At 65.1% G+C, this 20331-nt stretch carries 17 protein-coding genes; 12 read left to right on the top strand and 5 right to left on the bottom strand.

Features of this window, described 5'->3' with window-relative positions:
• Positions 1–40 precede the first annotated feature (40 nt).
• The 3 genes from CH266_RS16160 to CH266_RS16170 are packed head-to-tail and all read left to right on the top strand — an operon-like array spanning position 41 to position 3201.
• On the top strand, positions 41–853 hold the full coding sequence (locus CH266_RS16160) for a class I SAM-dependent methyltransferase (protein WP_057473594.1): 813 nt from the start codon (positions 41–43) through the stop codon (positions 851–853).
• Positions 844–1830: a phytanoyl-CoA dioxygenase family protein gene (locus tag CH266_RS16165; RefSeq protein WP_052061261.1), complete on the top strand. Its 987-nt coding sequence runs from the start codon at positions 844–846 to the stop codon at positions 1828–1830. The genes CH266_RS16160 and CH266_RS16165 overlap by 10 nt, the downstream gene beginning before the upstream one ends.
• A 54-nt stretch (positions 1831–1884) precedes the next feature.
• Positions 1885–3201 carry an esterase/lipase family protein gene (locus CH266_RS16170; RefSeq protein WP_141214542.1) on the top strand — a complete coding sequence of 439 codons (1317 nt, stop codon included), beginning with the start codon at positions 1885–1887 and terminating at the stop codon, positions 3199–3201.
• 34 nt (positions 3202–3235) lie between these two features.
• Here the strand turns inward: CH266_RS16170 and CH266_RS16175 are convergent, their stop codons facing one another.
• A complete protein-coding gene (locus CH266_RS16175) occupies positions 3236–4012 on the bottom strand; it encodes an SGNH/GDSL hydrolase family protein (RefSeq protein ID WP_094715791.1) in 777 nt (258 codons plus the stop codon).
• Between the two features lie 93 nt (positions 4013–4105).
• On the opposite strand from CH266_RS16175, the gene CH266_RS16180 reads away from it, so the two are divergent.
• Positions 4106–4666 carry a PadR family transcriptional regulator gene (locus CH266_RS16180; RefSeq protein ID WP_032407248.1) on the top strand — a complete coding sequence of 187 codons (561 nt, stop codon included), beginning with the start codon at positions 4106–4108 and terminating at the stop codon, positions 4664–4666.
• Positions 4667–4759: 93 nt separating this feature from the next.
• The gene (locus CH266_RS16185) at positions 4760–5170 is read left to right on the top strand and encodes a nuclear transport factor 2 family protein (RefSeq protein WP_080730141.1); all 411 of its coding nucleotides are present in this window, start codon (positions 4760–4762) and stop codon (positions 5168–5170) included.
• Between the two features lie 523 nt (positions 5171–5693).
• Here CH266_RS16185 and CH266_RS16190 read toward each other — a convergent pair.
• Positions 5694–6443: a FadR/GntR family transcriptional regulator gene (locus CH266_RS16190; RefSeq protein WP_032369176.1), complete on the bottom strand. Its 750-nt coding sequence runs from the start codon at positions 6441–6443 to the stop codon at positions 5694–5696.
• Between the two features lie 115 nt (positions 6444–6558).
• Here CH266_RS16190 and CH266_RS16195 point away from each other — a divergent pair, with 115 nt between their 5' ends.
• The 4 genes from CH266_RS16195 to CH266_RS16210 are packed head-to-tail and all read left to right on the top strand — an operon-like array spanning position 6559 to position 11245.
• Positions 6559–8190 carry an AMP-binding protein gene (locus CH266_RS16195; protein ID WP_094715711.1) on the top strand — a complete coding sequence of 544 codons (1632 nt, stop codon included), beginning with the start codon at positions 6559–6561 and terminating at the stop codon, positions 8188–8190.
• 8 nt (positions 8191–8198) lie between these two features.
• Entirely contained in the window at positions 8199–8996 is a 798-nt protein-coding gene (locus tag CH266_RS16200) for an enoyl-CoA hydratase-related protein (RefSeq protein WP_052054627.1), read from the top strand.
• The gene (locus CH266_RS16205; RefSeq protein WP_094715712.1) at positions 8993–10183 is read left to right on the top strand and encodes an acyl-CoA dehydrogenase family protein; all 1191 of its coding nucleotides are present in this window, start codon (positions 8993–8995) and stop codon (positions 10181–10183) included. The genes CH266_RS16200 and CH266_RS16205 overlap by 4 nt, the downstream gene beginning before the upstream one ends.
• A gap of 9 nt (positions 10184–10192) precedes the next feature.
• A complete protein-coding gene (locus CH266_RS16210; RefSeq protein ID WP_032381494.1) occupies positions 10193–11245 on the top strand; it encodes an acyl-CoA dehydrogenase family protein in 1053 nt (350 codons plus the stop codon).
• 17 nt (positions 11246–11262) lie between these two features.
• On the opposite strand, the gene CH266_RS16215 is transcribed toward CH266_RS16210, so the two are convergent.
• Complete coding sequence (locus CH266_RS16215; RefSeq protein WP_094715713.1) at positions 11263–14646, bottom strand: pyruvate carboxylase; 3384 nt, start codon at positions 14644–14646, stop codon at positions 11263–11265.
• A gap of 231 nt (positions 14647–14877) precedes the next feature.
• Here CH266_RS16215 and CH266_RS16220 point away from each other — a divergent pair, with 231 nt between their 5' ends.
• From CH266_RS16220 to CH266_RS16230, 3 genes are all read left to right on the top strand, one after another.
• Entirely contained in the window at positions 14878–16617 is a 1740-nt protein-coding gene (locus CH266_RS16220) for a PEP-utilizing enzyme (protein WP_032381492.1), read from the top strand.
• A complete protein-coding gene (locus tag CH266_RS16225; RefSeq protein WP_032381491.1) occupies positions 16614–17558 on the top strand; it encodes a TIGR03619 family F420-dependent LLM class oxidoreductase in 945 nt (314 codons plus the stop codon). The genes CH266_RS16220 and CH266_RS16225 overlap by 4 nt, the downstream gene beginning before the upstream one ends.
• Positions 17559–17637: 79 nt before the next feature.
• Positions 17638–18405 (top strand): SDR family NAD(P)-dependent oxidoreductase, encoded by a 768-nt coding sequence (locus CH266_RS16230; protein ID WP_094715792.1) that lies wholly within the window; start codon positions 17638–17640, stop codon positions 18403–18405.
• On the opposite strand, the gene CH266_RS16235 is transcribed toward CH266_RS16230, so the two are convergent.
• On the bottom strand, positions 18402–19490 hold the full coding sequence (locus CH266_RS16235; RefSeq protein ID WP_230591691.1) for a zinc-dependent alcohol dehydrogenase: 1089 nt from the start codon (positions 19488–19490) through the stop codon (positions 18402–18404). The genes CH266_RS16230 and CH266_RS16235 overlap by 4 nt on opposite strands.
• On the bottom strand, positions 19487–20329 hold the full coding sequence (locus CH266_RS16240; RefSeq protein ID WP_032381490.1) for a sugar phosphate isomerase/epimerase family protein: 843 nt from the start codon (positions 20327–20329) through the stop codon (positions 19487–19489). The genes CH266_RS16235 and CH266_RS16240 overlap by 4 nt, the downstream gene beginning before the upstream one ends.
• Positions 20330–20331 lie beyond the last annotated feature (2 nt).

Consider the following 20331-nt stretch of genomic DNA (forward strand, 5'->3'; position numbering starts at 1 on the left):
CCGTCCGGTGCGTCGTAGTTGGCTTCCTAGGAGGAATCTCGTGAGCAGCGGAGACACAGCCGAACGCAGTCTCGAGCACTGGAGCGAGGCGGGCCGCACGGGTATGGAGGCGTTCTACGCTCTGGCCACCGAGGACTACCACCAGCTGGCGTTGGCAGCCGATTGGCCGACGCTGCTCGCCGGCCGGGCTCACGAGGGCTGGTCGCTACTCGACGTGGCTTGCGGCAGCGGTAAATTCCCCACTGCGCTCCGCCGGTACACCGACCTGTCCGCGGTACCCGAGGTCGCCTACGACCTGCTCGACCCATCCGAATTCTCGGTGGCCGAGGCACGCGGAGCTCTGGCCGCGCCTTTCGTCGCCCGGCACGATCTGGTGATGACGCTGCAGGATCTGCCCGCCGATCACGCCGGTTACGACGTCGTGTGGGCCACTCACGCGCTCTACGCCCTTCCGCCCGCGGAGTTGGATGCCGCAGCCGAAAGATTCGTGGCCGCACTGGCTCCCGGTGGTCTCGGTCTGGTCGCGCAGGCTACGGAAGCCTCCCACTACATCGCGTTCTACGATGCCTTCCGCGCCGGCGTACGCGAAGCAACGCCGTACACGACGGCCGAGCAGGTGCGCGACGCGCTGATCCGAGCGGGCGCGGACGTGCGCGATCAGCGCGTCTCGTACACCACCGGAACGTCCGATCGCGCTGTCGCCGAAGGCTTTCTGCAGCGGTGCGCCTTCGACGACTCCGTGTCACTCGACGAGATGGAGGCGGCCCCCGTGCTAGGCGACTACCTCGCTTCGTGCCGCGACGCGTCCGGTTCCTACACCTTCTCGCACGAGGCGGCCCTGCTGTGGCTCTGAACAACCCTGCCACCAACGAGCTTCTGCCCGAACGCAATCGCGAGGGCGGTATCGACCAGGACTGGGCGGGCAACGATCAGGACTGGTGGGACTGGTACGTCACGCTGGCCGCCAACGACGCCGCACCCGCAGAACTCGTCGATGGCCCTGGACTGCCGGATGTCGAGGCCGCCACGGACGAACAAGTCGAGCACGAACTCGCCGAGCCCTACGATCTCGACCCGGCGGCCGTCGACGCATTCGCGCGACACGCCTTCGTGCGGCTGCCCGCGGTGTTCTCGCCTGCCGTCGTACGACGCCTCGCCGAGCGGCTCGAGGAGTTACTGCGAGCCGAGCACGGCGATGACGTTGCGGGCCGGTTCACCGCGCTCGAGCAGATGTGGCTCCACGACGACCTGATGCGTGCCGTAGCACTGTCACCCCGGATCGGCGGCCTGGCCGCGGCACTGCTCGACGTGCCCGGCGTTCGGCTGTACCACGACAATGCGCTGTCCAAGGAGCCCGGCTGCGGACGCACACCGTGGCACCACGACGCCGAGCACTTCCCGTTGCAGACCACCGACGCCGTCACCGCCTGGATGCCGATGTCGGCCATTCCGGGCCCGATGGGTCCACTGTCGTTCGCGCGCGGACGCGACGTTCTCGGCGAAGTCGCAGACCTCAAATTCGACAAGGTCGGCACCTCCTACGACGAGGCCGTCACCCAGCGCTTCCGCACGCGCAACGTTGCGGTGGAGTCCGAGCCGTTCGCCGTGGGAGACGTATCGTTCCACTCCGCGCTGTGCTTCCACACCGCAGGCCCGAACCGGACGACACAGCCGCGTCGCGCACTGGCCACCACCTACTTCGCCGACGGCACCCGCGTCGTCGAGTCGCCGACCCTGATCAGCGGCACCTGGCGCGAATTCCTCCCCGGCATCGAGCCCGGTGGCCTCGCGAACTCCGAGCTCAACCCGGTGGTCGGCCGCCGGGACTGAGACGCCGATTCTGCGGGGCCAGCAGTTTCAGTGGACGTGCGTACACTGAATCCGGTGGGGACGAAACCTGGGCCGGGGAAGAAATCTCGGCGCACACAGGAGTGGGGTGAGCTCGGCGAGCTCACACTTCGCGAGTTGGCGTCGGCTGCGGGTGGCGTTCGCGCGGTCCACTCGGCAATTGCACGACGCACGTTTGCTGCCGTGAAGCTCGGTATCGGTCCCGCCGCCCTGCCGACACAACTGATGCACGACGCGATCGCCGCCGGCACGTACGCGAGCATCGTGGCCGCCTGCACCGGCGCAGCCAAGATCGTCGGCTCCTTGACCGACGGCTCCCTGGCTGACGGCTCCCTGACCGACGGCGACGACGTGGCCGAGGACGACTCGCGGCCGTCACCGTCGCACACCAGCCGTGGCGCGCAAACCATCGCCGTTCTGAACGGTCTCATCGGCGACGACATGGAGAGAACAGCCCGGGTACTGGCCCATCCGATGTCGATTCGAGTCGACGGACGCCCTGTACCCCCGGAGTACCGAGCCTTGGCCGCCGGGTTTCCCACTGCGGGAGCGCACCTCGTGGTGTTCGTCCATGGGCTGGTCGAAACGGAATACGCATGGCGGCTCGGTGGGCGGCCCACATACGGAGAGCGGCTGGACGCCGAAGCCGGGACGACCTCGATCTTTTTGCGCTACAACACCGGACGGCGAATTGCGTCGAATGGCGTCGACCTGTCGGACTTGTTGGAGCAGCTCGTACCGGCATGGCCCGTCCGGGTACACCGGATCACGTTGGTCGGACATTCCATGGGCGGGCTGGTCTCACGCAGCGCCGCTCATCACGCCGCCGAAAGCGGTCGCCGATGGGTTGATCTGCTGACGGACGTATTCACTCTGGGGACACCACATCTGGGCGCGCCACTTGCTCACGGCGTCCACGTCGCCGCGGCCGCAATGGCACTCGTACCCGAGACCCGGCCATTCGCGAACCTACTGGCGCGTCGAAGTGCCGGTATCCGTGATCTGATCCACGGAGCGATCACCGACGAGGACGGTCATGCTCGGTACACCGACAGCTTCGATGTCGGTGCCGCCATGGACATCTCGGTTCCGGAACGGGTGCGTCATCATCACGCGTCCGCGGTCCTCACCGGAAGTCCGCGCAACCCGGTCGGAGTCTTCGTGGGTGACGGCCTGGTCCGTACCGACAGTGCCGGGGGTCGAAACAAGTTCCGCAACATCGGACTTCGCCCGGACGACGGTCTGGCGATCTACAGTGCGCACCATTTCACCCTGCTCAACGACGAGAGGGTGTACAGCTGGATGCGGCGCAGCTTGGTCGATAACACTGCAAATCTCGGCCCGGGATTCTGATTCACCAGGTCTGCTCGCTTCGGTTCGCCCGGCTCTACCCGAGTACCGAGGTCAGCTCCGGCCGCTTGGCCGTACGACTGTCCCCCGAGGAGCGTTTACGAATCCGACGAGTCAACCACGGCGCGAGGAACATTCCGGCCCAGGTGAGGTCGGCGCGAACTCGGGAGTGCAGGCGCGGTCTGGCAAGCGGTGCCAACGGAGAATTCCATGCGTCGGTGGCGCCCGGTAGACCGAGGGCGTAGGCGGCGGCCGCAGCGAGCCGCGCATGGCCCGTCTCGTTCAGATGCAGTCGGTCCCAACTCCACAGCCGTGGATCAGAGGCCACGTCGTGCTTCTCGAGGTCGATCACCACGACATCGGATTCGGCTGCGACTCTGCGAATCTCGGCGTTGAGCTCGGTCATACGCCTGGCGATGACGGTCCTTCCGGGGACCGGGTGAGCGAGGCGGGGAAACGTCATGGTGATCACTGTGCAGTCGGTCGCCCGGAGCGCGGCGAACATTGCGCCCACTTCACCTGCCACGGTCCGCGCATCGAACTGCCGACGCAAGATGTCGTTGACACCGGCAGCGACGGACGCGACCGTCGGCTTCAACGCCAAAGCGGCCGGCAACTGCTCGGCCTTGACCTGCGCGGCCTTACGACCACGTACCGCGAGGTTGGCATAGACGACCCCGTCTGCGCTCTCGGCCATGTGCTCGGCGAGCCGATCGGCCCAACCACGAAATCCCGTGTCGTCGTTGCCGTCGTTCAGCCCTTCCGTCTGGCTGTCGCCCAGGGCTACGTATCGCAATTGTTTCGACTGATCCACCACGTCCACCGTTCTTTCACTCGACGTCAATATACAACAAGTTGTCTAACACCCGGACGTCCGGCCGCCGTGCGACGGGTACTGTGCTGGATCATGTCGCTACGTGATGCCGTGCTCGCCGCACTGGTCGACGGGGAGATGTCGGGTTACGACCTGTCCAAAGCGTTCGACGCAACCGTCGCCAACTTCTGGACTGCCACTCCCCAACAGCTCTACCGCGAACTCGACCGAATGGATCGAGACGAGGTGATCTCGGCGCGATTGGTCGAACAGGACGGTCGACCCAACAAACGCCTGTTCAGCCTCACCGACAAGGGACGCGCAGCGCTGCGCCAGGTGAGCCATCGGCAACCGAAGCTTCCGGCCATTCGCGACGAGCACCTGGTGGCTATCCACGCTCTCGAAGCCGGGGACCTCGAGCCGATGACCGATGCGATCCGAGAACGAATGCAGCTCTCACGAGACAAGCTGGCTCGGTACGACCGGATGGCGCACCGCCTGCTCGACGGACGTACCGAGACCGAGTTCCTGGCCACCGCCGATCGCATCGGCCCGTACCTCACCCTGATGCGGGGACGGATGTTCGAGGAGGAATCGCTTCGCTGGGGTGCCCGTGTCCTCGAAGTTCTCGACACCCGCGCTGAACGCGGATGATCCCGCCGAACACCTTTCATATTCGCAAAATTGTGTATGGTTCGGTCACCAGCCGAGGGTGTCTCAGGCCCTGGCCCCACCAGGAGATGACGCGTGCAACAGTTCCGACAGGCCGTCGAGGCCAACGATCACGACGCCATGGCCGCCACCCTGGCCGAGGACGTCGTCTTCAGCTCCCCCGTCGCATTCAAGCCGTACCACGGCAAGGAGCTGACCGCGGCGATACTGCGCGCCGTCACCCGCGTCTTCGAGGACCTTCGCTACGTGAAAACCGTCGAAGACATCGGCGGCCGTGATCACGTCCTGTTCTTCGAGACCCGTATCGACGACGTGACCGTCCACGGCTGCGACATCCTCCACCTGAACTCCGACGGCCTGATCGACAATTTCACCGTGATGGTGCGTCCGCTGTCGGCTGCGCAGGCACTCTCCAAGGCCATGGCGACAGAATTCGCCGCCGAAATGGGCTCGATGGCTTCCGAGAAGAAGCAAGACAAGCAGTGATACCGGGCTTGTGGAACGAACAGAGCCGCGCACCTCTGGGTGCGCGGCTCTGATCAGTATTGGGTGGCGGTGTTCGCCAGTGCGCCTCTCGGCAGGTGGCCGCTCGTAGCGGCTGATGGTTGGTACCCGGGGCATTGGGATCGAACACCGTCGATGGAGTCAACGACGACTCGGCTCGTCGTATTCCGCCTCGTGGCGATGTGGTGGGCCCGCGGTCGCGCATCGATGACCTGAATCCACGCCCCCAATCGGAATCGACACCTCCTACGAAGGGTGTGGATTCCGACGAAGGGCGTAGATGCGGGCCGTCCGCTCGATCAGCTCCGAAGTTTTGGACACCTGCAGCACTTTGCCCCCAAACCTGATACGTCTGCACATCTGGGACGAGCGCACGGCGAAGATCCGTATCAGCGGTCGCATCGCGGGGAGCGTGCGCCATCGCCGCACTGAATAGCCGTCACGACGGTCTCGAAACAATGAGTGCAGATTCCGAAGGTTCGTTCTCCGGTACTGACTCCTTTGATCACATCTGCCACCGAACCGGCCTGGAAATGATCTTGGACAGCCGGCGACGGTAGTATTTCGCGGTTTCCTGGACGAACGCGCTCATGGTGTCGGCTGCCGCATCCTCGTCGCGGGCCCGCATCGCGTCGAGGACGTCCTGCTGCATCTCGATTGCGGCGAGCCGTGTGGCAATGGGGTGCTCGTTCGGCTCGGCGTCCCGCACCAGCAGCCAGAGAGTCTCCATCACGATGTTCAGGACCGGGTTTCCTGCGGCGTCGTACACGCTGCGCTGAAAGGCCGCGTTGTTGTCCTGAAAGTTGCCGTAGTCGCCTGGGTCCTCGCGCATTCGGTCCAACGCGGTCTGCATGACCCCGACCTGTTCGTCGGTGATGTTCGCCGCGGCTTCGCGCGCCACGATCGGTTCGAGCATCAGCCGAACGTCGATGACGTCGCTGATGTTGGCTCCGTCGATCTGTAGGAACAGCTTCATCGTGTTGCCCAGCGATTCCAGCTTAGGGCGTTTCGCCACCGGCCCACCACCGATGCCCGATTTGATGGTGACCAGGTCACGGCTCTCCAGGAGCCGAAGCGCCTCGCGGACGGTGGTCCGTGCGACGCCGTGCTCTGCGACCATGTCCTTCTCGGTCGGCAGCCGCTGCCCCTCGATGATGCCGCCGGTCAGGATCTGGTCGGCGATGAGGTTCGCTATCTTGGCGGACATCTTGGGTGCCCGCGCGCGCGGGACGATCTCACCGTCTGTGGTCACCATGGGACAACCATAGCGTCGAGCGTGTGTGATCTAGCTTAAACCTATACATAGTTTGTGTGGTTAGTTACTGTAGTTGTTGTCAGAAAAGTATCGAACCTCGAGGTAGGGAGTAGCGATGTTGCCGACCAGGCCGCCGAGCGCCGACCTCGCGCACTCGTACCGGACCGGCGGGCAGTGGAACGACCGGCCGATCGGGTACTACCTGACGCGTGCCGCTCGCATGTACCCGGACGCCGTGGCCGTGGTCGACGGCGCGCGCCGCGTCACGTTTGCCGAGATCGATCGAGATGCGACGCGATTGGCCGCCGCCCTGCACGCCCGCGGCGTCACGTCCGACGACGTCGTGTCGTTTCAGCTCCCGAATTGCGTCGAGGCAGTAGTCGTCTTTCAGGCCGTCATGAAGCTGGGTGCGGTCGCCAACCCCATCGTGCCCATCTATCGGTCCCGAGAGCTCCGTTTCATTCTCGGACAGTCACGAGCGAAGGTCGCATTCGTCCCCGCCGAGTTGCGCGGAGTCGACGTGGACGCCATGTATCGCGATCTGGCCGACGATCTGCCGGGCCTCGAATTCGTCGTGTCCTTGGCGGGGTGGGACGATCTGCTCGACCGAGTCACGGACGAGATGATCTCGGAATTGCGTTCGCGCACAGCACCTTCCGCCGACGAGGTCTGCCTGTTGCTCTACACATCCGGTACTACCGCCGACCCCAAGGGTGCCCTGCACAGCCACAACACCCTGGTCTACGAGAACTCGTCGATGATCGACTGGTTCGGACTCAACGAGACCGACGTGATCTTCAACCCGTCGCCGGTCACCCACGTCACCGGCGTCAATTGCGCCCTCGTTCTGCCGTTTCTTCTCGGTACATCCGTTGTCCTACAACAAACGTGGGATCCTGCTGTCGCGCTCGGCCACATCGTCGACGAACAGTGCAGCTTCATGATCTTTTCGACGCCGTTCCTCCGCGGACTGCTCGACGAAGCCGAGTCGGCGCAGGTTCGGACACCGTCGATCAGGTACATCGTGTGCGGCGGAGCCGACGTACCCGACACACTCACCGCGGCGGCCACGACTCGCCTAGGCACCGTCGTTCGCATGTACGGGGCCACCGAAGGTCCGTCGGTCACCACTGCCGATCGGTGGGATTCCTCGGCCGTGCGCCAGAAATCCGACGGACGCCCCATCGCACCCACCGAGGTCATCGTGTCGAACGGAGCGGGCGGCGTCGGCGAGATACTCTGGCGCGGACCGGATATGTTTCTCGGCTATCTCGACCCCAACCTCAACGATGACGCCTTCACCGACGACGGCTTCTTCAGGACCGGTGACCTCGGCCGCTTCGACAGCGACGGTGCCATTCACGTGGTGGGGAGGATCAAGGACATCATCAACCGTTCCGGGGAGAAGATCAGCGCCCACGATGTCGAGAACCAACTCGGTGCGCACCCGTCCGTGATCGAGGTCGCCGTCGTCGCAGGACCCGATTCCCTTACGGGAGAACGGGGTTGCGCGTTCGTCGTCACTCGCGATCGCCGAGACCTCACCCTCGATGAAGTCCACCGATTCCTCGTCGACCGCGACATAGCCGTACAGAAGATTCCCGAAAGCATCTTCGTGGTGGACTCGCTACCCAAGACCGCCAGTGGCAAGGTGCAGAAATTCGCACTGCGCAACTGGACCCGCGATCGCGCCGCAGTGCCGGCGCAGATGGCGGCGATGACCTTCGCCGCGTCACACGAGAGATAGAGGCTCCCATGTCTTCACAGACCGAGTCATTACAGCCTGCGGGAGTCGACCACGTTGTGGTCACCGAGCCCGAGCCCGGTATCGCAGTGGTCGAGCTGGCCCGGGGCAAGGTCAACGCGATCGACACGCAGATGTATCGGGAGATCGCCACCGTCTTCGAGGCACTGTCGGACAACCAGGATGTCCGCGTGGTGGTACTGACCGGGCGCGGCCGCATCTTCTGCGCCGGAAACGATCTCGGTAGTTTCCGCGTCATGGATGCGACGAGCGGCGTGGTGGACATGCGCGAGGCCAAGCGCGCGATCTTCGGAGTGCTGGACTGCGCCCTGCCCGTGATCGGCGCGATCAACGGCCCCTGCCTCGGTAGTGGATTCGGTCTCACAGCCATGTGCGATCTGGTGGTCGCCTCCGACCGCGCCACTTTCGGTCTCCCCGAAATGGGGGTGGGTGTCCTCGGCGGTGGACGCTTCACCGCTCGGATGCTGCCGCAACAAGCTATGCGTCGGATGTTCTTCACCGCCGAGGCAGTGGACGCGGCAACGTTGAAGAACTGGGGTGCTCCGATCGAAGTCGTTGCGCACGAGACGTTCATGGCCACCGCGATGTCCCGCGCACGGTCGATCGCAGCCAAGAGCCGCTATGCGCTGACCTTGGCAAAACAATCCTTGAACGGCTGCGAGGACATCGACATCAAACGCGGGTACGAACTCGAGCAGTCGTACACCCTTCGCCTGTCCGAACACCCGGATTCCAAGATCGCGGTCGAGGCGCGGATCGCCGAGATGTCGGGAGGAACGAAGTCATGACGATCGACGTACAGGCATTCGCAGAGAAGTCCGAGGCGTGGCTCGCAGAGAACCTCGAACCCCGGACGAACACCGCGATCTCCGACCCCAACTACGCAATCTTCCACAACCGCAGTCACGACGAGGAACGCGAGCTGATCGAGGCTGCGGCACAGTGGCAGGGCCGCCGTGTCGATGCCGGATTCGGTGCGATCACCTGGGGACCCGAATGGGGTGGCCCGGGTCTCACCGCCAGCCACGAACGCGCGTACGTCGGGCTCGAACGGCAGTACGACGCACCGGAGCGACACGAGACCATACTGGTGACAGTCGAATTGGTGGCACCGACCATCCACGCTATGGGTTCCCCCGAACAGAAGAAGACATTCGTCGAGCCCTTCCTGCGGGCCGACGAGCTCTGCTGCCAACTGTTCTCGGAACCCGGAGCGGGTTCCGACCTCGCCGGTTTGTCGACCAAGGCAGTCAAGTCCGGCGGCGGCTGGCGGGTGAACGGCCAGAAAGTCTGGAGTTCGGGGGCGCAGTTCTCCCAGTGGGGTCTGCTCATCGCCCGCACCGACACAACCGTCCCGAAACACCGCGGCATGACGGCGTTCATGATGCCCATGGACGCACCCGGGGTCGACATCAGACCCATTCGGCAGATGTCCGGCGGGTCGACGTTCAACGAGGTGTTTCTCGCCGACGTCGAGTTGCCCGACTCGTCGAGGCTCGGTGACGAGGGCGACGGCTGGACAGTCGCACTGACGACACTCGGCTTCGAGCGGAGTTCGAGCGCCGGGATCGTCAGCGCCGGAGGAAACGGCGTCGATCTTCTCCGGCTCGCCAAGAGCCTCGGTATCTCGGACGATCCGCTCGTCCGGCAACAACTGGCCGAAGTTGCTGTCTACGAACGAGCGTCGGCACTCATGGTCGCCCGATACGCCGAGCGCGAAATGGCCGGAGCTGTTCCCGGAGTGGAGGGTTCGATCGGCAAACTGGTGTGGACTCAGAATCTCAAACGCATCGGGGACGCGGCAGCGACATTCCTCGGGCCCCGGATTCTGGCGGACACCGGTGCACCCGACACCTTCGCATGGACCGAACATCTTCTCGGTGCTCCCGGGTATCGAATCGCCGGCGGTTCGGACGAGATCCAGCGCAACATCATCGGCGAGCGCGGGCTCGGCTTGCCTCGCGAACCACGATAGGAGCCTGTCATGACACTCGAATTGACCGTCGAGCAACGGGATCTGCAGGCCGGCCTTCGTTCGTCCTTGGCCAGAACGACAGTCGGTGAGGACGTTCGGCCGGCATTGGTGGAAATGGGCCTCACCGAAATCCCGTTCCCGGAACGGTTCGGCGGTGCCGGCTTCACTCTGAAGGACACAGCAGTGGTGATGACCGAGCTCGGTCGTTCGCTCGGCAACGCCCCCTACCTGTCGTCGGTCGTCCTGGCCGGCTTCGGTCTCCTCCATGCCGGGTCCGACCATGCATGCTCGCAGTATCTTCCGGCGATTGCCGATGGGTCCAAGACGGCCGCACTGGTGGCCCCGTTTCCCTTCGCCGCGTCCTCCATCGAGGCTACGGCGGGCAGCGACGGCACCCTCACCCTCGACGGCGTTCTGGAAGCTGTGGTGGACGCAGCCGAAGCCGATCTACTGATCGTGGTGGCCAAGAGTCCGGACGGCACCGAGCTGGCGGTGATCGACGCTACCGCTGAGGGTGTGGTCCGAACACCACGTGAGGCATTGGACTTCACCAGAGGGCTGGCACGAGTCGAGTTTTCCGGAGCGGTCGCTCACCGGGCGACGGGCGAGAACATCGGTGCCGGCCTCGACCGGGCACAAGCCGCCGCTATCACAGCTCTTGCGGCCGAACAGGTGGGATCAGCTCGCGCATGCCTGGACATGTCAGTGGAGTATGCAAAAACCCGTCGGCAATTCGGACGGGCGATCGGGTCGTTCCAGGCGATCAAGCATCGTCTCACGGACATGCTCATCGCGACCGAACTGGCCGAGGCGGCGGTGCTCGATGCAGCCGGGGCCGACGCGCGCAGCACCGGCGAGTTCGTTGCCGCCGCCGCGACTGCCCGAGTGCTTGCGTGCCGTGCGGCCACGTTCGCCGCCGAAGAGTCGATTCAGATCCACGGGGGAATCGGCTTCACCTGGGAACACCCTCTGCACCACTACTTTCGGAGGGCAAAGACCAGTGAGTTGCTGTTCGGCACCACCAGCGTGCACGCCGAGACGATCGCCGCCGCCCTGATCTGAGTCAGGGCGGCGGGCTGTTACGCCATCACCAACAGAAGATCTCCACCGTCGACCTGGGAGGCACGGCCGATCGGAACGCGGGTGACCGTACCGGCCTTGATCGCGGTGATCGTCGCTTCCATCTTCATGGCCTCGATCGAGCCGACAGATTCACCCTTCGCGACCACGTCGCCCTCCTTGACCGACAGTGTCACGACACCGCTGAACGGTGCGGGTATGTGATCGGGGTCGGTGCGATCGGCCTTCTCGGCAGACCGGGTGGTGGTTTCGATGCTCCGGTCACGGATCGGCACCGGACGCAGCTGTCCGTTCAGGATGCACAAAACGTTGCGGATTCCCTCGGTGTCCGGGTCGGATATCGCCTCGAGCCCGATCAGCAGTTCGACGCCCTGCTCGAGCCGAACACGGTGTTCCTCCCCCTGCCGCAAACCGTAGAAATACTGGTTCGTCGACAGCTGTGAGGTGTCGCCGTAGTCCTCGCGATGCTTCTCGAACTCCCGCGCAGGGGCCGGAAAGAGCAAACGGTTCAGCGCGGTTCGTCGCGCACGACCGGGCACGGACAGCGTGAGCTCGTCCGCCTCGGTCAACGGAGTTATGGGGTGCGGCTCGGCCCGGCCGGTCAGCGCCCGGCTTCGCAGCGGTTCCGGCCAACCGCCCGCGGGTTCGCCGAGATCCCCGCGGAGGAAGTCGATCACCGACCCCGGAATGTCGTAACTCGCCGGGTCCTCGGCGAATTCGGCGGCCGTCGCGTCGGCGCCGACCAGTGCCAGCGCGAGGTCGCCCACCACCTTCGACGACGGCGTGACCTTGACGAGTCGGCCCAGCACCCGATCCGCCCCGGCGTAGGCAGCCTCGATGTCCTCGAAACGGTGCGCGAGCCCCAGCGCGGACGCCTGTTGGCGCAGATTGGAGAGCTGACCGCCTGGGATCTCGTGGGTGTAGACGCGCCCGGTCGGCGACGGGAGGCCGGACTCGAACGGCGCGTACATCGAACGCACTGCTGCCCAATACGGTTCGAGGTCGCAGACCGATGCGAGATGGAGTCCTGTGGCGCGGTCGGTGTTGTCTGTTGCCGCGACGATCGCCGACAACGCGGGCTGACTCGTCGTGCCCGCCAAGGCCGCACTCGCCCCGTCGACGGCATCGACGCCGGCTTGCCACGCCGCATAGTACGTCGCGAGTTGGCCGCCGGGGGTGTCGTGGGTGTGCAGGTGCACGGGTAGGTCGAAGCGCGACCGCAGCGCGGAGACCAGAGTCGCTGCGGCAGGCGGGCGTAGCAGGCCGGCCATGTCCTTGATCGCCAGGACATGGGCACCCGCGTCGACGATCCGTTCGGCCAGGCGCAGATAGTAGTCGAGGTCGTACAGGGTTTCGTTCGGATCGGCCAGATCTCCGGTGTAGGACATCGCCACCTCCGCGACAGCGGTCCCGGTGTCCCGGACTGCATCGATGGCCGGTTTCATCTGATCGACGTTGTTCAGAGCGTCGAAGATTCGGAAGATGTCGATTCCGGTGTCGGCGGCTTCCTGGACGAAGGCGTGCGTGACGCGGTCGGGGTATGCCGTGTATCCGACCGTGTTCCGCCCGCGGAGCAGCATCTGCAGACAGATGTTGGGCATCTCCGAGCGTAGGGCGGCGAGTCGTTCCCACGGGTCCTCGTGCAGAAACCGGAGCGCAACATCGTACGTCGCGCCGCCCCAGGCCTCCACCGAGAGCAACTGCGGGGTGAGGCGCGCAACGTGGGGTGCCACCGCGACGAGATCGCGGGTGCGCACCCTGGTCGCCAGCAGGGACTGGTGTGCGTCGCGGAAAGTGGTGTCGGTAACGGCAAGTGCGGTAGCGGATCGCAGCTCGGCTGCGAAACCGGTCGGTCCGAGAGTGATCAGCCGGTCCCTGGAACCGGCCGGAGGCGGGAACCGGGTGTCGACAGACGGAAGCTTGTCGATCGGATAGATCTGCGACGGTCGCTCGCCGTGCGGGCGGTTGACGGTGATGTCGGCCAGGTACTGCAGAATGCGTGAGCCACGGTCGGCAGAGATGTTCTGCGTCAACAGTTCCGGATGCTCCTCGATGAAGGTCGTGGTGACCTTCCACGAGAGGAAGTCATGGTTGTCCAGCACCGCCTGCAGGAACGGAATGTTCGTCGCAACGCCGCGTACCCGGAATTCGGCGATCGCCCGTCGTGATCTCGCGGAAGCGGTCGCGAAATCACGCCCGCGGCAGGTCAACTTGACGAGCATCGAATCGAAATGTGACCCGATCTCCGACCCCACGCCGACATTGCCGTCGAGGCGCACACCCGATCCTCCTGGGGTGCGGTAGGCGGTGACGCGCCCGGTATCAGGACGGAAACCGTCGGTCGGATCCTCGGTGGTGATGCGGCACTGCATGGCGAAACCGCGGATCACGATGGACTCTTGGCTCAATCCCAGATCGGCCAGGCTTTCCCCGGACGCGATGCGCAGTTGCGAGCCCACCAGATCCACGTCGGTGATCTCCTCGGTCACCGTATGTTCGACCTGAATTCTCGGATTCATCTCTATGAACACGTAGTTCCCGCGCGGGTCGAGCAGGAATTCGACGGTGCCCGCGCACGTGTATCCGATGTGGCGGGCGAACCTGACCGCGTCTGCGCAGATACGTTCTCGCAGTTCGGGATCGAGCCCGGGTGCCGGGGCGACCTCGACTACCTTCTGATGCCGCCTCTGCAGAGAACAGTCACGCTCGAACAGATGGATGACCTCACCCGTCGCGTCGCCGAGAATCTGTACCTCGATGTGCCGGGGGTCGACCACCGCCTGTTCGAGAAACACGGTGCCGTCGCCGAACGCGGTCCTCGCCTCACGGGATGCGGCTTCGATGGCGTCGCGTAGATCTTCCGGCGCGGCCACCCGACGCATTCCGCGACCGCCACCGCCGGCGATCGCCTTGACGAAGATCGGAAACGACATCGTGACGGACGCCGCGAGCAACACGTCGGGATCCTCCGACGGAGCCGATGATGCGAGGACCGGAAGCCCTGCCGCGGCGGCTGCGGCAACAGCTCGCGACTTGTCTCCGGTGAGCTCGAGGATCTCGGCGGACGGGCCGACGAACGTGATACCTGCCGCCTTGCAGGCTGCTGCCAAGGTGGCGTTCTCCGACAGGAAGCCGTACCCCGGGTAGACCGCATCGGCACCGGCTTTGCTTGCCGCCGAGATGATCTCGTCGACCGAGAGGTAGGCGCGGACCGGGTGACCCGGCTCGCCGATCTGATACGACTCGAACGCCTTGGCGCGGTGCGCAGAGTTGCGGTCCTCGTAGGGATAGACGGCGACGGTCGAGGCACCGAGTTCGACCGCCGCACGGAATGCGCGGACGGCGATTTCTCCGCGGTTTGCGACGAGGACTTTTGCGAACACGATGTTCCTCCTGGGTAGGGGCCGACTAAAGGGCGACAGGCGGGGTGTGAGCTGAGTCTCCCACAAAACCGGGCTCGTTACTAGATTGCAAGTAAAGTTAGTACAGCGGATCCACCTCGGGAATCAGCTTCTCAAACTGCTGCGCAATATCTCTGTGCATGTTTCTATTGACCCGTTGTTTCTATAGTGTGACTTGAAATACAGTCCACGACCACGGATGAGGAGGACCCGATGAGCAGCGACCAGAATCCCGACAGCTGGATCACCGATTGGGAGTTCAGCGAGCGGTACCCGGTCTACACACGGGCGAACGCCGGTGAGGTTCTGCCCGACCCGTCGAGTCCGCTCAACGTGACCCTCGTGTGGAACAAGGGTTTGAACATCGGTTGGCGTGAGGGCTACGTCGAGCACCTCGGGACTCACCTCGCGTCCGAGATCGACGAGGAGATGCCGGAGATCATCGGCAACTTCGGCGGGTACCACTACACGAACTTCTCGATGACAGAACTCAACGGTGCCCGACTTCCCGGACTGACCGTCCCGGTCTGGAACAGCCTGTGGGTCGGCGACCATCCGGACATCCCCGAGTACGTCGAGAAGCCCGGCCACCAGAACGCCGAACTGACCGCGGGCCTGGCGGAGAAGACCGCGTGGTCGCTGACCACCGATACGTTCCCCGAGGCCGAAGAAGCCAAGCACCGTGCCGATCTCGCGCGCGCGAATCGTCCCGACGTCACGGCCATGAGTGACCAGGCGCTCGTCGATCACGCCCGCTCCTTCGTTCCGGACTTGATCTTCTGCTACGCCTATCACCCCGTCACCACCACCCTGTCGACGATGGGGCCGGCCGTGGCGGGCGCGCTGCTCGAATCCATCGGCGAGGCAGACAAGCTCGGCGATCTTCTCAGCGGCCTCGGCGGAGTCGACTCCGCGGAGCCCTCCTACGCGCTGTGGAGCATGGGCCGCCTCGTCGCCGGGTCTGCAGAACTGACCGCTCTGTTCGACGACGGCCTCGCCACGTTGCTCGAGGCCATAGACGCGAGCGGCACCCCCGACGCGAAACAGTTCCGAACGGACTTCGACGACTTCCTTTACAAGTACGGATCGCGCGCACCGAACGAATGGGACATCCGCTCGGACAGTTGGGAATCCAAGCCGGTCCTGGCGCTGCTTGCCGTCAACGGCATGCGGATGAGCCCCACCGAGAACGACCCGGAGCTCATCCGAGAGCGTAACCAGGCCAAGCGCATCGCGCTCACCGCCGAACTCGCAGCCAAGATGCCCGACGACGCCACTCGGCAGAGCTTTCTCGACGCAGCCAAGTCCATCACCAAGTTCATGCCGTGGCGTGAACGAACCAAGACCGCATGCGTGAAGGTCATGGGCGAAATGCGGACAGCTCTGTACGAGTTGGGCCATCGCATGGTGGATCGAGGAGTCATGGGCGATCACCACGACGTCACCATGTTGCTCGACGACGAGCTCGACGCGTTCGTGGCGGACCCCGAGTCGTTCGTGGACACCATTGCGGACCGGCGTGAGCAATACCTGGCACTGTTCGACCTCGAACCACCGTTCTTCCTGTTCGAGAAAATCCCGTTGTCGCAGTGGCCCAGGCGGACCGAGCACAAGGCACAGATCGCGGCGCCGGGCGACGCGCTGTCCGGTGTGGGTGGCGCACCGGGCGTGAGCCGTGGCCGTGCCCGAATCCTGCACGATCCGTACGAGGTCGGCGATCTCGCCGAAGGCGACATCATCGTTGCGCCGCAGACCGATCCGGCCTGGACGCCACTGTTCGTCTTCGCCGGCGGTGTGGTGGTCAACGTCGGTGCCACCATCACCCACTCGTCGATCGTCTGCCGCGAGCTCGGCATCCCCTGTGCCGTGTCGGTGCAGGACGCCACGTCCAGGATTCCCGACGGCGCGATGATCGAGGTCGACGGCAACACCGGAACGGTGACCGTCCTGTGAGTCTCCGTATCGGATTGAGCCTCCCCCAGCTCGGCGAACACGTCGATGTCGGTGCGGTGCGCGAGTTCGCCATCTCGGCCGAGGAACTCGGGTTCGCGAGCCTGTGGGTTCAGGAACACCTGTTCTATCCGGAAGAGAACGAATCGATCTACGGTGGTCGCCACACCACCAGCGTCCACCCGGCCTACCGCTCGGTGCTCGGTGCCACAGAACTCATGGCGTACGTGGCGGCCTGCACTCGGACGGTCACGATCGGCAGCAGCATCCTGGTCGCCGGCTACCACCGTCCCATCGAACTTGCACAGCGACTGTCCACTCTGGACGTCCTTTCCGGCGGGCGTCTCGTCGCGGGCCTCGGTGCCGGCTGGTCCGACGAGGAACACGCCCAGATGGATGTCGATCCGCGTACCCGTGGTCGACGGATGAGTGAACTCGTGCACGCCGTTCAGGCGTGCTGGGGTCCTGATCCCGTGCAGTTCGACGGCGAATTCTTCACCATCCCCCGCTCCGTCGTTCGACCCAAACCCGTGCAGCAACCACATCCACCACTGTTGTCCGGTCTCCGGTCGGCAACCGGATTGGCACGCACCGCAGCACTGTTCGACATCTGGAACCCGAGCAGCGGCAGTCCCGACGCACTGCTGGACCAACTCGACACCATGGCCGGAATGCGGCCGGCCGGTCTGGATCCCGTCCGGCTGTTCCTGCGGTCCTATCTGCAGCGACCGACGGATGCCGTCGGCTCGGCCGGTCAGGGCATCGAGGGTGTCGAGAAGGACATCCGGACCGCGATCGCCGCCGGCGCGGAGCAGTTGATCGTCGAGGTCAACTTCTGGGACGACATGCGTTCACCCGCCGATTGGGCTGCGGTGCCGGCACGACTGGCCACCCTGCTCGACACCGCCGCAGAATTGACCCCGCCGAAAGCGAGTGCACTATGAAACCCGCAGTGTCCGAGAGCACCTGCCCGTCGTCGACCATCGAGGGGGCTCCCCGTCCGGTGCAGCTGGAGCAACCGTCGTGACCGCCGGTTCGGTGGCGGTCGTGACCGGCGCAGCGTCCGGAATCGGCCGTGCCGCAGTCGAAATCATCCTCGAACGTGGCGGGTCGGTGGTTGCCTTCGACACCACCCCGGAGTCGCTGGACTGGTTGGCGGGCAACGACAATGCGGTGGCCTTCGTCGGTGACGTCACCCGCTCCGCCGACAACCGCGCCGCGGTCGAACAGGCCGAGTCGTCGTTCGGACGACTCGACATCCTGGTACTCAACGCCGGAGTTGCGGCATCGGGCTCGATCGAGACACTAGACATGAACGTGTTCGACCGGTCTGTCGACGTGAACCTCCGCGCTGTCGCTCTCGGTGTGCGCGAAGCAATTCCGGCGTTCCGTCGCTCCGGAGGTGGCTCGGTCGTCATCACCGCGTCCGCAACCGCGCTGGGCGGGGAACCGAACCGGTGGCCGTACGCCGCAGCGAAAGCGGGTGCGGTCAACATGGCGCGGTCGTTCGCCCTCGACCTCGCCAACGACGGCATTCGTGTCAACGCGGTCTGCCCCGGTCCGATCAGTACCGGAATGACCAAGCGCATCGAAGAGAACACGCCCGATCGCTACGAGTCGCTCAAAAGTATGGTGCCCCTGCACCGTTGGGGCACCGCCCGCGAGGTGGGCGAGGTCATCACCTTCCTCGCCTCTCCGCTCGCATCGTTCGTCACCGGGGCGGCGATCCCCGTCGACGGCGGCGCAACCTGCGGCAGCGGCCAAACCGTCCCGGTCCCCGCAGGCCTCTAGAGTTTCGGGTCGACCAGCACCTTGGCATGGGTGCTGGTGCCGCTGTCGAGCTCGTCGAACATGTTCACGAGCTCACCCAGACCGATCGTCCCGGTATGCAACGACTTCACGTCGATTCGGCCCTCGGCGATCAGCGTCATCGCGCCCTTGAAGTCTTCGTGCGAGTACGCCAGCGAACCGATGACCGTCAGTTCTCGGGACTGCCAATCCCCGTAGCTCACCGACGAGTCCGTTCCGGGGTAGCCGAGCAGCGCCAGCGTTCCACCTCGCCTGACCAACTCCGCCGAGGGCTGGAACAGCGCGGCCACGCCGGTGCATTCGAACAGCACGTCGGCACCGAGACCGTCGGTGACGTCATCGATCAGAGTAGCGAGGTCCCCGGGCTCCACCACGTCGGTGAAGCCCAGATCGGTTGCCGCCGAACGACGCGCGGGCGACGGTTCGCTCACCAGCACTCGACCGGCGCCGGCGGTGCGCGCGTGCTGCGCGGTCAACAAGCCGATCGGTCCTGCGCCCTGGACCACGACGATCGACCCGAGCGTGATGGCCGCGCGCTTGACGGCATGGAACGTCACGGTAGCCGGCTCCATCAACGCGGCCTCTTCGTCGGTCAGCGCGTCCAGCACCGGAATCGCTCGCCGTGCGGACACTTTCAACCTGGTGGCAAAGCCACCGTGGGCCGGTGCATCGTCGGTGATTCCGTTGGCCTCCGCAAACGCGAGATCGCAGTTGGCCGCGTGCCCGGCGCGACACTGAGCGCACACCCCGCACGCCGGCCCGACGCCCGCAACCACACGCTGCCCGACACGCACCGTCGTCACCTCGGCACCGACCGCGCTGATCGTCCCCGTCCATTCATGTCCGAACACCGCAGGCGGCAACGCTGCCGACGCGTATCCGTGCGTGTCGGTCGCGCAGATGCCGCAGTAGCGAATGTCGACGACCACCCCGTCCGGGGCCGGTGTCACCGTATCCTCGACCACGGTCTCCGCTTCCTTGGGTGCGACGACGTGGACGAACTTGTTCTCGACGGCAGATGTCATGTCAGCGTTCGCTTTCCGGTCGGCATCAACTTTGTTGCTCATGAGTACAGTTTCTCATTCGTGTCCGCAAGCCTGTCGAGCACCGTCCGCGTCGCCCGGCCGAGTTCGACGATCCACCCGCCCGGATCGGTGACGCTCCGGGCCGAGGGTGCTTCCACGCTCACGGCAGCCGACGCCGGGAGTGCGCGCAGAAATTCGACGAGCGGAAGGGCACCCGTGCCCGGTGCCAGACGGTGGGTTCGGGCCTCGGTGATGGCCGCGTTCGGATCCGTCGACGGGGCTGCCGACACCGCGTCGCACAGCTGGCAGTACGGCAGCAGATCCTCCGCGACGGCGCTGATGTCGGCGACCTCGGAACCCGCACGCGCCCAGTGCAACGCATCGACGAGCACGCCCGCCCGGCCGGCCACACCCTCGACGAATGCTGCGGCCGCCGTCACGTCCCGCACCGACGAGAAGATCATCGGTTCCAGGCAGGTGCGAAGTCCGTAGTCGCCGGACAGTTCTGCGAGTTCCGCGAAGTTGCTCTCGGCGCGAACCCGATCGTCGTCGAGCACTGTGACGAGAAGATGGTCAGCGCCGAGTTCCGCGCCGGCATCGAGCACCGCCGACCAATCACCGCGTGAGCTCCCTGGATGCAGTTTCACCACTTCGACGTCGAGCACGCGCATCCCGTTGTCCGCCAGAGCGGACTTGGTATCTCGGAGCAGCGCGGACCCGGCAGGGAGCTGAAATCCCCTGTCCCGCCCGGTCTGCGCCGCTCGGACACCCACCGCGTCGAACCCGCCCGCGGCGGCGAATTCGACGAACTGTGGAGGCGGTACCTCGATCGCGGACAGGGACGACAACGACACGATGCGCTCGGCTGCCGCGTGGATCATGC

The organism is Rhodococcus sp. 06-1474-1B (assembly GCF_002258885.1).
Lineage (GTDB): Bacteria > Actinomycetota > Actinomycetes > Mycobacteriales > Mycobacteriaceae > Rhodococcoides > Rhodococcoides fascians.

Coding starts and splice junctions, on each gene's coding strand:
- CH266_RS16180 (WP_032407248.1), top strand. CDS start 4,106: ATGTCGCTACGTGATGCCGTGCTCGCCGCACTGGTCGACGGGGAGATG.
- CH266_RS16200 (WP_052054627.1), top strand. CDS start 8,199: ATGTCTTCACAGACCGAGTCATTACAGCCTGCGGGAGTCGACCACGTT.
- CH266_RS16205 (WP_094715712.1), top strand. CDS start 8,993: ATGACGATCGACGTACAGGCATTCGCAGAGAAGTCCGAGGCGTGGCTC.
- CH266_RS16190 (WP_032369176.1), bottom strand. CDS start 6,443: ATGGTGACCACAGACGGTGAGATCGTCCCGCGCGCGCGGGCACCCAAG.
- CH266_RS16210 (WP_032381494.1), top strand. CDS start 10,193: ATGACACTCGAATTGACCGTCGAGCAACGGGATCTGCAGGCCGGCCTT.
- CH266_RS16220 (WP_032381492.1), top strand. CDS start 14,878: ATGAGCAGCGACCAGAATCCCGACAGCTGGATCACCGATTGGGAGTTC.
- CH266_RS16235 (WP_230591691.1), bottom strand. CDS start 19,490: ATGAGCAACAAAGTTGATGCCGACCGGAAAGCGAACGCTGACATGACA.
- CH266_RS16195 (WP_094715711.1), top strand. CDS start 6,559: ATGTTGCCGACCAGGCCGCCGAGCGCCGACCTCGCGCACTCGTACCGG.
- CH266_RS16240 (WP_032381490.1), bottom strand. CDS start 20,329: ATGATCCACGCGGCAGCCGAGCGCATCGTGTCGTTGTCGTCCCTGTCC.